The organism is Wohlfahrtiimonas sp. XWW7 (genome assembly GCF_056716055.1).
On record NZ_CP168032.1, the window covers coordinates 918,234 to 930,897 of the forward strand.

Annotated in this window: 10 protein-coding genes; 6 read left to right on the plus strand and 4 right to left on the minus strand. The window is 38.8% G+C overall.

The genetic code is table 11. The features are described from left to right. The first annotated feature begins 85 nt into the window (after positions 1 to 85). From ACA100_RS04470 to ACA100_RS04485, 4 genes are all read left to right on the plus strand, one after another. Complete coding sequence (locus tag ACA100_RS04470; protein WP_481078794.1) at positions 86 to 976, plus strand: VOC family protein; 891 nt, start codon at positions 86 to 88, stop codon at positions 974 to 976. 10 nt (positions 977 to 986) lie between these two features. Next, entirely contained in the window at positions 987 to 2,432 is a 1,446-nt protein-coding gene (locus tag ACA100_RS04475; RefSeq protein WP_481078795.1) for an alanine/glycine:cation symporter family protein, read from the plus strand. Positions 2,433 to 2,687: 255 nt separating this feature from the next. Then, positions 2,688 to 4,064, plus strand: coding sequence for an NAD(P)-binding domain-containing protein (locus ACA100_RS04480; protein WP_481078796.1), 1,377 nt, complete (start codon positions 2,688 to 2,690; stop codon positions 4,062 to 4,064). A gap of 92 nt (positions 4,065 to 4,156) precedes the next feature. Beyond that, positions 4,157 to 5,356 carry a BaiN/RdsA family NAD(P)/FAD-dependent oxidoreductase gene (locus ACA100_RS04485; RefSeq protein WP_481078797.1) on the plus strand — a complete coding sequence of 400 codons (1,200 nt, stop codon included), beginning with the start codon at positions 4,157 to 4,159 and terminating at the stop codon, positions 5,354 to 5,356. A gap of 11 nt (positions 5,357 to 5,367) precedes the next feature. Here the strand turns inward: ACA100_RS04485 and dxs are convergent, their stop codons facing one another. The 3 genes from dxs to xseB are packed head-to-tail and all read right to left on the minus strand — an operon-like array spanning position 5,368 to position 8,351. After that, positions 5,368 to 7,221, minus strand: coding sequence for a 1-deoxy-D-xylulose-5-phosphate synthase (gene dxs / locus ACA100_RS04490; RefSeq protein WP_481078798.1), 1,854 nt, complete (start codon positions 7,219 to 7,221; stop codon positions 5,368 to 5,370). A 2-nt stretch (positions 7,222 to 7,223) separates the two neighbouring features. After that, the gene (locus ACA100_RS04495; protein ID WP_481078799.1) at positions 7,224 to 8,087 is read right to left on the minus strand and encodes a polyprenyl synthetase family protein; all 864 of its coding nucleotides are present in this window, start codon (positions 8,085 to 8,087) and stop codon (positions 7,224 to 7,226) included. Between the two features lie 21 nt (positions 8,088 to 8,108). After that, the gene (gene xseB, locus ACA100_RS04500; RefSeq protein WP_481078800.1) at positions 8,109 to 8,351 is read right to left on the minus strand and encodes an exodeoxyribonuclease VII small subunit; all 243 of its coding nucleotides are present in this window, start codon (positions 8,349 to 8,351) and stop codon (positions 8,109 to 8,111) included. Positions 8,352 to 8,510: 159 nt separating this feature from the next. Between xseB and ACA100_RS04505 the strand changes: the two genes are divergently transcribed. Together ACA100_RS04505 and glyQ are read left to right on the plus strand one after the other, a co-directional pair. Continuing rightward, entirely contained in the window at positions 8,511 to 10,799 is a 2,289-nt protein-coding gene (locus ACA100_RS04505) for a mechanosensitive ion channel domain-containing protein (protein ID WP_481078801.1), read from the plus strand. A gap of 52 nt (positions 10,800 to 10,851) precedes the next feature. Further along, positions 10,852 to 11,748 (plus strand): glycine--tRNA ligase subunit alpha, encoded by an 897-nt coding sequence (gene glyQ, locus ACA100_RS04510; protein WP_481078802.1) that lies wholly within the window; start codon positions 10,852 to 10,854, stop codon positions 11,746 to 11,748. 92 nt (positions 11,749 to 11,840) lie between these two features. Here glyQ and ACA100_RS04515 read toward each other — a convergent pair whose 3' ends face one another. Continuing rightward, positions 11,841 to 12,578 carry a DUF975 family protein gene (locus tag ACA100_RS04515; protein ID WP_481078803.1) on the minus strand — a complete coding sequence of 246 codons (738 nt, stop codon included), beginning with the start codon at positions 12,576 to 12,578 and terminating at the stop codon, positions 11,841 to 11,843. Positions 12,579 to 12,664 lie beyond the last annotated feature (86 nt).

A 12,664-nucleotide genomic window follows, 5' to 3' on the forward strand; every position in this document is an offset into this window, starting at 1 on the left:
TTTATTGTTGTTTGCTTTTTTATTCACATATACTCGATTTAAGCACCAAATATATGGGCTATTGAATATAAGAATGGAGGAGTATATGCGTCAAATAGTTAAGGAAACATTTGGGATTGATCACCCTTTGGTTACGGTGAGAGATCATACAGCAGTACTAGAGAATTACAAGAAACTTGGCTTTAACTTATCGCCCATTAGCTATCATCCTTGGGGAACTGTGACAAGTTTAGTGATGTTTGCAAAAAACTTTATTGAACTGATTTCTGTTCACGATTCAAGTAAATTTCATGCCAATGGTGCAGAAGCTTTCTGCTTTGGGGAAAATTTGAATAATTTTCTACAGAAAGAAGAAGGTGTTGCTTTGCTTGCACTTTATAGCAATGATGCGGATTCTGATCATCAAAGATTGCTAGATAAAGGATTACAAAGCCAAGGGCGAGTAGATTTTAGACGAGCCATCAAAACCCCGCAGGGCATGGATGAAGCTGTTGTATCACTAGGTTTATTCATTGATCCTAATCATCCTGAGTTGTCCAATTTTATCTGTCAGCAACATAAGCCAGAATTAATCTGGGTACCAGAATGGCAAGTGCATCCCAATCAAGCTAATGGCATTACTCGAATCATATACATTGGTGATTTATCCATTCTATCCGCCCGCTGGGAAGCATTGTATGGAGACAAAGTACAGCACGTTAATGGTGAAGTTCGTGTGGATACAGGTGCAGGTCAATTGATAGGTATGACAGAGCAAAACTTTATTCACAAATACCCTGATGTTGATTTGCCAATATGGCATGGTGACAGTATTCATGCGGTGTTGATTCAAGTGAATACAACATCTTTAGATGCTGTTAAAAATATTGTGGCAGATTCCAATATCAAGAGTGCCATCAGCGATCAAAGTGTGCTGATTAGCCCTGAATTTGCAGGTAATGTGATTCTCGAATTTGTTGAATTACCGAATGTTTAGCTGGAGGTGAATGATGGATTTATCAACAGTTGTTAATTGGTTGAATGGTTGGATTTGGAGTAAAGCGCTCATCATCACATGTTTATCGTTAGGGATTTATTTTTCTTGTCGGATTCGATTTGCACAAGTTAGGCATTTACCTAAATTTTTTCAATTAGTTTTGGATAAGAAAAGTTCAAAAACAGGGTTGTCATCATTTCAAGCATTGGCGATTTCAGTGGCAGGACGCGTGGGTGTTGGTAATATCGCAGGTGTTGCTGCGGCGATTACTTATGGTGGGCCTGGGGCACTATTTTGGATGTGGGTTGTCGCATTTTTTGGTGCAGGGACATCCTTTATAGAATCCACTTTGGCTCAGATTTATAAAGAGAAATATAATGATGAGTTTCGTGGTGGACCTGCTTTTTATATAGAAAAGGGCTTGAAAAATAAACCGTTGGCCATAGCATTTGCGATTGCTGCGATGGTCGCATGTGGTTTTTTAATTCCTGGAATTCAAGCCAATGCTGTGGCAGAAAGTTTAAATGTTGCTTTTGGGCTCGATGCTTATATTTCTGGCATTATCATGGCGGCATTATTAGGTTTTATTGTCATGGGCGGTGTTTATAGAATTGCTAAGTTTACGGAAGTGATTGTACCTGTGATGGCGATTGGTTATATCTTAATGGCGATTGTGGTGATTGCTATGAATATTAGTCAAGTACCAGAAGTAATCTCTTTAGTGATGAATTCTGCTTTTGGTGCAGAAGCAACATTTGGTGCATTACTTGGTTTAGCGGTTGAATGGGGCATTAAGCGAGGCGTTTATTCTAATGAAGCAGGAATGGGAACAGGTGCACATGCGGCTGCTGCGGCAAGCGTGAGTCATCCTGCAAAGCAAGGCTTAGTTCAATCATTTTCGGTATTCATTGATACATTATTGGTTTGTAGTGCAACGGGCGTGATGTTAATTATGACGGGCAAATACAATACATTGAATCCAGCCGCTGAAAATAGTTTTTTATATGAAGGCATTCCTGGCATTGGTATGGGGTCTGGCTATTCTCAACTGGCAGTTGAAACAGCATTTCCTGGCTTTGGATCTGCATTCATTGCCATTGCACTGCTATTTTTTGCATTCACATCGTTGGTGGCTTTTTATTATATTGCAGAAACCAATCTGATCTATTTGAAAAAGTACCGAAAATTAACGTGGGCAGCCCCTATTCTAAAAGTGGTAATGGTAGTTATGGTTGGCTATGGTGCGGTTAGAACTGCTGATCTTGCTTGGGCAATGGGTGATTTAGGCTGCGGTATTATGGCTTGGTTGAATATTGTGGCGATCATTCTGCTCCATAAACCCGCCATCAATGCTTTGAAGGATTATGAAATGCAAATGAAATCGGGTAAAGAGATTGAGTATGAATTTCATTACATGAAAGAAGAAAAAGCAGCGCTACAGAAAAATGTAGAGTAAAGAAAGTTTAATGAAAATGCCACTTGAGCCCATAACTTAAGTGGCTTTCATAGATTTTTATCGGCTGAGTAATGTAAATATTCGCTGTTATTTGTATCGATCTGTTATTTCAATAATCAATAGTTTAATTATTTTCATAAAAGAACAAAAATATTTTCAAATAGATATTATTATTGAATTATCCAAACATTATAGTTTGACTTGGATCAAATGATTTTATAAGGTAAAAGGTCCTCAACTAAAAAGGAGTATGTTTTGATCGAGAAGAAACGTATTGCAATTTTGGGCGCAGGGCCCAGTGGGTTAGCACAGCTACGTGCTTTTGAAGCGGCACGATTACAAGGTGTAGAAGATCTACCAGAAATCGTGTGTTATGAAAAACAAAATGATATAGGAGGAATGTGGAATTACACATGGAGAACAGGGCTAGATAAGCATGGCGAGCCTGTTCATGGCAGTATGTATCGTTATTTATGGTCAAATGGACCAAAAGAGTGTTTAGAGTTTGCGGATTACTCATTTGAAGAGCATTTTGGTCAGCCAATCCCATCATATCCACCGCGCGCAGTTTTAAAAGATTACATTATGGGGCGCATTAATAAGCAGGACATTCGTAAATATATTAAATTTGAATGTCCTGTTCGTTGGGTTACATTTGATGATGCAACAGAAAAATTCACAGTCACAGTGATGAACCATAAAACAGAGCAACAAGAAACAGAAGAATTCGATTATGTTGTTGTGGCAACAGGACATTTTTCAACACCAAATATGCCGTATTTTGAAGGACTAGATCAATTCCCTGGCAGAATTTTACATGCACATGATTTCCGTGATGCATTAGAGTTTGAAGGCCGAGATATTCTTTTAGTCGGCAGTAGTTATTCCGCAGAAGACATTGCAACACAATGCTACAAATATGGTGCAAACTCGATTACGATTAGTTATCGTTCAAATCCATTAGGTTTTGATTGGCCTGATGGTATTGCAGAAGTACCATTGTTGACACATTTTGATGGCAATGTGGCGCATTTTAAAGATGGTAGTAGTCAAGCATTTGATGCCATTATTCTATGCACGGGCTATCAATTTCACTTCCCATTTTTGGAAGATCGTTTGCGTTTACAAACGCACAATTGTCTCTATCCTGAGAACCTTTACAAAGGGATCTTTTGGCAGGAGCATCCTCAGTTAATCTATTTGGGTATGCAGGATCAATATTTCACCTTCAACATGTTTGATGCACAAGCATGGTTGGCACGTGATTATATGATTGGTCGTTTTGAGCTGCCCGATGAATCAGAGCGACAAGTCGATATGGATCAATGGCTAACACGTAGAGATCAAGCAGAAACTTGTTATGATTCTATTGATTTCCAAGCATCTTATGTTCGTGATCTTATTGATTTAACTGATTACCCTGACTTTGCGATTGAAACGCAAGCAGAAATTTTAAAAGAGTGGCAAGAAGATAAGAAAAACGACATCATGGGTTTCCGTGAGAGATCTTATCGTTCCACACAAACCAATACTTTGGCACCAGAATTACCCATGCCATGGTTAGAGATTAAAGATGATACTTTGGAGTACTTCTTATCTCTGAGTTTTGAACCTCTCAAAAAAGAGGCTTAACAGGGTAAGCACCAAGGCAGCATCGCCTTGGTGTCGCACAAGCTGATAAAATCACATATAATGGCGCGTTTTAGCCAATCAGCTGTGGAACTATGTCGAATAAACAATATGATGTGATTATTATTGGTGCAGGCGCATCAGGCTTAATGCTGGCATTTATGGCAGGGCAACGTGGTCGCAAAGTTCTTGTGCTAGAAAAAGCCAATAAGATTGGCAAAAAAATCTTAATGTCTGGCGGTGGCAAATGTAATTTCACCAATCTAGATGTGGAATCCAATAACTACATTACGCATAATCATCCTTTTACGATTTCAGCTTTGAAACGTTACACCAACTGGGACTTCATCAGTTTAGTGTGTGAACATGGCATTGAATATGAAGAGCGTGCACATGGTCGACTGTTCACATTGAATGGTGCTAAGCAGATTTTAGCAATGTTGGTTGAAGAGTGTGAACATACAAAAAATGTAGAGATTCGCACACATAGCGAAGTGCAGTCCGTGAATGTTCTACAAAATGGACGATTCAAAGTTCAAACAGTAGCAGGAAATTTTGAAGCTGAATCTGTGGTTGTGGCAACAGGTGGATTATCCATTCCAACATTGGGTGGATCTGGCATTGGTTATGAAATCGCCAAGCAATTTGGGCACAAAGTATTTCCAACGCGTGCAGGATTAGTGCCATTTACATTTTCAGATGCCATGAAAGAGATCACGGTGCGCTTGAGTGGTAATGCGATTGATGCAACGTTATCGAATGATCAGCAGAGTTTTACAGAAGCCTTATTATTCACACATCGTGGCTTAAGTGGACCAAGCTCATTACAGTTATCTAATTATTGGCAAGCAGGGCAGAGTTTTAATATTGATTTCTTACCGCAAGAAGATTTATCACAGCTGTTTAAAGCTAAGAAAAATAGCCAACCTAAAATTCTATTGCGCACATTATTAACAGAATATTTACCGAAAAATTTAGTGTTAGAGCTTCAAGAGTTATTGTGGAAAGATAATGCTGAAATTATGATTGGTCAATGGAGCGATGAAAGGCTTTTGCAAGTTGCATCATCCTTGCATCAGTTTGAAGTGAAACCCGCAGGCACAGAAGGTTATCGCACAGCAGAAGTCACTTTAGGTGGAGTAGATACAACAGAAATTTCATCCAAAACGATGGAGAGCCAAAAGCAAAAAGGCTTGTTTTTTGTGGGTGAAGTTTTGGATGTTTCGGGGCAATTGGGCGGATTTAACTTCCAATGGGCATGGGCTTCTGCACATGCCGCATCAGAATATGTTTGATGAACTTAGGCTTAGGCTAGAATTTTTGTTCTGAATTCTGTCACATCTTTTAGGAATTGATTTTCTTCTAAGCCTGCCATTGCTAGAACTTCATGGCGCTCGCCATGCTCTAAGAATGTATCTGGTAAACCAAAAGTTTTGATAGGCTTAAAGATATAGTTTTTCGCTAATAATTCTTGGATCGCAGTACCAACACCGCCAGTCACAACGCCATCTTCAATCGTAATGATGATGCTATGTTTTTTAGCTTCAGCAATAATTAACTCTGCATCTAATGGTTTCACAAATCGTAAATCCACTAAGGTTGCATTGAGTGCATTCGCTGTTTTTTCTGCAACATGAAGCATAGTTCCTACTGCGAAAATGACAGTATCCACACCTTTACGGATAATATTGGCTTTACCAAATTGAATGTCTAATGTTTCTGTCACTTCCATGCCTTCGCCTGAACCGCGAGGATAACGCACAGCAGTTGGATGTGGCACAGTTAATGCCAAATTTAGCATGTGATATTGTTCATTTTCATCAGATGGCGCCATGATCACCATATTTGGCACAATGCGCAAATAAGCTAAATCAAATGCACCAATGTGCGTTGGGCCATCAGGACCTACAACGCCAGCGCGATCAATAGCGAATACGATTGGCAAATCTTGCAATGCAACATCATGAATCAATTGATCATAAGCGCGCTGTAAGAATGTTGAGTAGATCGCAACCACAGGTTTTAAGCCTTTCATTGCCATACCAGCGGCGATTGTTACTGCGTGCTGTTCTGCGATCGCAACGTCAAAGAAACGTTTAGGAAAACGTTGATCAAATTCAACTAAGCCAGAGCCTTCGCGCATTGCAGGTGTTACTGCGACAATTTTATGATCTTTTTCTGCAACATCACAAATCCACTGTGAAAAAATCTGTGTATAAGTTTTTGCAGCAGGTTTTGTTTCAACTTTGTCGACAGGTTTGGGTGCTGAAACTGCGTGAAATTTCACAGGTGCAGATTCTGCTTGAGAATAGCCTTTGCCTTTTTGTGTGATCAAATGCAAAAGTTTTGGGCCACGCTTTTGTTTTAAATTTTGTAATATTTTGATCAACGATGGTAAATCATGACCATCCACAGGACCAAAATATTGGAAATCTAGGGATTCAAATAATCCGCCATCGCCTGCAACCATGTTTTTGATTTGTTCTTCTGTGCGCTTTGCCAATTCTACAGCATGTGGCAATGGCAAGCTTTGGATGAAGCGTTTACCTTCCGAACGGAGTGATTGCATGATCGGGTTGGATAATGTTTTTGTCACCATGTTGCTGAGTGCGCCAACATTTGGTGAAATTGACATGTTGTTATCATTCAAAATAACCAACATATCTGCTTTGATTGCACCTGCATGATTCAATGCTTCAAAAGCCATACCAGCTGTCAAAGCACCATCGCCAATCACAGCAACGGCATGATGATGTGCATGTAATAATTCATTAGCAATGCTCATACCTAAAGCAGCGCTGACCGATGTTGAAGAGTGCCCAACGGTAAATGCATCGTATTTGCTCTCTTTTGGGCAAGGAAATGGTTTTAAACCATCTTTTTGACGAATGGATTTAAGTTGATCACGACGTTCAGTCAAAATTTTATGCGGATAAGCTTGATGCCCAACATCCCACACAATCGAATCTTCTGGTGCATCAAATACATAATGCAATGCAACTGTTAATTCAATCACACCTAAACCAGATGCAAAATGCCCACCGCTTTCCAATACGCTGTTAATTAAAAACTGGCGTAATTCATTCACAAGTTGTTGCAACTCTTGTGGTGAGAGACGTTTTAAGTCTTGTGGGGTTTGAATTTGGGTTAAGAGTGACATTGTTAATTCTGCCTTTCGATCACATAAAGCGTTAAGGCTTTTAAAGGATCTGCATTGGTTTGAAACGGTGTTAATAGTGCTAAAGCTTCGGTATTGAGTTTTTGCATGTAATCTTGTGCAGTTTCAATGCCTAGCAAATTAACATAGGTGGCTTTTTCTTGTTCAGCATCTTTGCCTGCGCTTTTGCCTAATACTTCAGAAGAACTGGTGGCATCTAAAATATCATCTTGAATTTGGAACATTAGCCCAACTTTTTGAGAGAAAGTTGCTAACGATTGTAGTGATTCTGCGGATTGTGCTTTGCCCGCTATATAGCCCATTAAAATACTCGCTTTGATCAATGCACCAGTCTTGTTGTTGTGTATCTCTTGTAATTCTTCTAGCGTCACAGGTTTTTGTTCAGCTTGCATATCTAAGAATTGGCCTTTAATCATGCCAAGTGCGCCAGAAGCTGTGCTGAGCATTTTAAGGAGCTCTACTTTCGTTTCAGCAGTGAAATTTTCATCATGAGATAGTAATGCAAATGCTTCAGTTAATAGTGCATCGCCTACTAAAATCGCTGTTGCTTCATCATAGGCTTTGTGATTGCTGGGTTTACCACGGCGAAAATCATCATCATCCATTGCAGGTAGATCATCATGGACTAATGAGTAGCAATGAATCATTTCGATGGCTGCTGCAATCGGTAATAAGGCTTGATGATTGGCACCACTTAATTGGCCGCCTGCAAATACCAATAGTGGACGAATGCGTTTGCCGCCATCCAATGCGCTGTAAGACATCGCTTCTTTTAATAATGGAACGGTGGGAAGTTTATCTAAATATTTGGCTAAATAGCACTCAAATTCTTCTCTAAATTGAAACATAATGGATACCTGATTGAGGCTTTAAAAAGGAATATCATCATTGAAATCATCACTGTCCATGGTTTTGGATTGTGAGATTTTGTCAATTTTTTTGGCGGTGCTGTCTAAAATGTTACGGCAATCATGAATGAGTTTTGTGCCATCAGTAAATAGTTTTAATGATTGCTCAAGCGTCAACTCGCCCGATTCGAGCTGTTCTATGATTGTATCAATTGAATTCAATTTGCCTTCAATTGTTTCATCCGTATTTTTGCTTTTTGCCACAATAATCCCCGATGTTTTTAATCTTTAATGAGTGAGTTAAACTCTGCAATTTTACTCAAATGAAGTATATAATACTAGCTCTTTGTCTTTTTCTGTCATAAAAAGCGACTAATGCAATAATAATCAAGTAAGATTAAATTTTTGGACTAAGGTGGTTAGGTGAAAAAAAGAAACATAGCTTTGGCAACATTAATGATGTGGTTGTTGGTGCTGCCGATTAGCACGAATATCGCGTTCAGCCAAGCATTGCCGATTAACACCATTTTATCCGATGGTTTAGGAAACAAAAATAACGATAAAAAAGTTCATAATTTACCTGATCCACTTAAGCTCGTGACGACATGGTGGAGCTATTTTTCCACCAAAACAGGCGATGAATTAAAGTTAGCAATTGGTGAGTTCGTTGGTCAAGTCAATGAACAGATCAGCCATTTGCCACTGGATGAACAGAAAAAATATCAGCCAATTTTGAGTCAAATATCAGCTAATCTGACAGCTTATGAAACGTTGGTGAGTAAAAAAGTATCTAAGCCTAATGCGGCAAAGTTGGCCATTGCAGAAACTTATACGATTAAGCAAGTCATAGATTTAACTCATCAAGAGCGAGAGTTAAAAGGTAGTGCACAACGCATTCGTTTAGAGATCAGCGAATATGAAAAACAGTTAAGAACATTGGATCGTCAGCTGAATACTAATCTTGCGCGTTATTTAGATATGACAAACACAGATAGCAATCGTTTTGGTGAAGGTTTAAACATCATTTTGACACAAACAGAAGCTGTGTTAATTGATGAGCGCAATAAAACGATGAAAGCAGAATTGGCTAATATTAATTTACGTTTAGATGATATTAAAGCTGTGCTGGGTATTGCAGTGGGTTTGATTTCAACATCCGATGAAGAGATTAAACAATTACGAGATGCCATTGGGCAATCTGAACAAAGAGTGCAAGAGATCACAACGAAATTATCGAGAGAGCAGCAATTTGTCGCATCGTTAGAGTCGACAGGCACAAAGGAAGATGCAGCAGTTGCTAGATATCGTGAACTTCGTGTATTGAATACCCAAGTTCATTTGGCCGCCGCACAAGCACAAATCGTATTTTATAAGATGCAGTTGAATTTACTGCAATTGCTTCATAATCCTGATACTGATAACGAACAAGCATTAAAAAATGTCCGCCGTTATGATGTTGAGTTAGAAGAGTTAAATGCCAAAGCAGCAGGACGAACGGAGCAGAATGAAATTGAACGCATTCGTTCAACAGAGCTTTTAGCTGAAACGCCCATAGAAGGCGAACAATCGCTGTTTTTGCGTAATATTATTCAAGATCGCTCTAATTTGATTCAAGATACAGCCATTAACTTGCAGCGTTTAAATGTGTTATTGGATGATAGCGAATATATCTCTAATTTATCCAAAGAGAAGATTCTTGCGCTGAGCGGCGGTTGGCGAAATACTTATTATAAAGTGCGACTCTTTTTGAGTGATTCTTGGCGTTTTGTGAAAAATTCTACATCCACGGCTTTATTTAAAGTGGGCGATACGCCTGTAACGGCGAGCGGATTAGTACGATTTGTACTGGTTCTATTTGTTGCATGGTGGGCTGCATTTTGGATCAATAAATTATTGGTTCGAGTGGGAAATCGTAATGGTGGTGAAAAATTACCTGCCTATTATTTAACAGGACGATTAACTTATTACTCTGTGATTTCCATTGGTTTTTTAGGTGGCTTAACCATTATCGGGATTGATTTTACAAACTTCGCACTCGTCGCAGGTGCTCTGGCAATCGGTTTGGGTTTTGGTTTACAGTCGATTTTAAGTAATTTTGTGTCTGGTCTGATTATTTTATTTGAACGCTCATTAAAAGTGGGTGATTTCATTGAGTTACAAGAGCGTAATTTACGTGGTGAAGTTCGTGCCATTAATGTCCGTGCAACGATTATTGCGGATAACGATAATATTGAGATCGTCATTCCAAACTCCGAATTGATTAATACAAAGATGCTGAACTGGACGTTAACGGAGCCGCATCGTCGTATTCGTTATCCATTTAAAGTGGCTTATGGCGTGGATAAAGAATTTGTGAGAGAAGCCGTTTTGAAGGCAGCGGAAGAAGTGCCACATACTTTAAAAGGGATTCCAGGTAGAAATCCTGCGGTTTGGTTGAATCGCTTTGGGGATTATTATTATGAGTTTGAATTGGTGGTTTGGTTGACAGCGCGCGCAGTTAAGCGTCCAAATGCTGTGCATGCTGCTTATATGTGGGCGATTGATACAGCACTTCGTTCTAATAATATTGAAATTCCTGTGCCGCAAAGTGAATTGCGCTTTAGAGATAATAGTGCAATGGCCATTAAGCCATTTGAAGATGATGAGTTTGAGAAGAGTTTTAAAGATGATATTCGTGATGCACAGTTATCATTATTTAAAAAAAGTGATTAAATAACTGTGAACTCGCTATAATATCGCCAATTTTTTAAGGTAAAACGAAATTATGTCAAAAGTATTAACATTTCAGGAAATGATTCTAAAACTGCAAACATTCTGGGCAGAACAAGGATGTGTGTTGTTACAGCCATACGATATGGAAGTGGGTGCGGGAACATTCCATTCAGCAACTTTCTTGCGTTCATTAGGGCCAGAGCCTTGGGCTTCTGCTTATGTTCAACCATCTCGTCGTCCAACAGATGGTCGTTATGGTGAAAATCCAAATCGTTTGCAACATTATTATCAATTCCAAGTTGTTGTGAAGCCATCACCAGAAAACTTCCAAGAATTGTATTTGGAATCTTTGAATGTATTGGGCATCAATACAAAAGTACACGATGTTCGCTTTGTGGAAGATAACTGGGAATCACCAACTTTAGGTGCTTGGGGTTTAGGCTGGGAAGTTTGGTTGAATGGTATGGAAGTTACACAGTTCACGTATTTCCAACAAGTGGGCGGCTTGGAATGTAAACCAGTGATGGGCGAAATCACTTATGGTTTAGAGCGTTTAGCAATGTATTTGCAAAATGTTGAAAGCGTTTATGATTTAGTTTGGTCAGAAACACCATTTGGCACTGTCACTTACGGTGATGTTTTCCATCAAAATGAAGTGGAACAATCAACCTTTAACTTTGAGCATGCGGATGTGGATTTCTTATTAACTCAGTTCAACTTCTTTGAAAAAGAAGCGAAGCATTTAATCGAAGAAAAATTAGCATTGCCAGCGTATGAGATGGTGTTAAAAGCATCTCACACATTTAATTTATTGGATGCGCGTAAAGCGATCTCTGTTACTGAACGCCAATCTTACATTTTGCGCGTACGCGAATTGGCTAAATCAGTTGCACAAGCATATTATGCAAGCCGTGAAGCATTGGGTTTCCCAATGTTGAGAGAGAAATAATTTCGATCAGATTGATAGTTGAAGATTAGATGGCAAAAAGCCGATTTCATAATGGAATCGGCTTTTTATGTTTTGAGTTATATGCTGAGCGCTTATTTTTCAAAAATCTTTTTGAAGATGAGTGCATAAGTGAAGTTATAAAGTGGTAATGTCCAGATTAATCCAATGCCAAGTGGGATGAGAGAAATCAGTAAAATAATGCCCAATATTAAATTTAAACCAAGAAATTTGAACCAATGGCGAGACACAATTTTACGCGATGCTTCTAGGATATCCCAAAAGGATTCATTGGGATGAATCACTAGGATCCAATAAGCAAGAGAATAAGCGATGACAAGATAGATTCCAGGAATGATTAATAGTACGAATCCTAATGCGATGATCAATGTCATCATGACAGATAGAATTAACATCGGTAACCAAAATTTGGTGAATTTACAAAAATCTCCTGCCGCATCAACAGTTTCTCGATTGGATAGCTTTAGTACGACGATGATGACGCCCACGATAAATACAGCACTGGCGCTATCAAATAACACGCTGATTACAATGCTTAGCGCTGGGATTTGCTCAAAGAGTATTGCAAAAAACTCACCAGTATAAGAGACGATAGAGCTAAAAATACTTGCTAAAAGTATGGCGATGAAAATGGGTAATTTATTGCCGTGAACCATTTTCCAAGCTTCAGCGATGATGTCAGAAATAGAAAAGTCATAATCAAAGTTAATGGCTTCGCTGAGTGAACGATATTTATCATTATCGTTGGAAGGTTGAATGATCTCGGGTTCATCTTTAATGATGACTACTTCGTACTCTTTATCATTATTCATAATTGGTCCGTATTATTTTGATTAAAAGGGTTAAAAATAAGTGATTATTATAAATAATTTGTGAACTATTTCCTGAAAATTGTCTT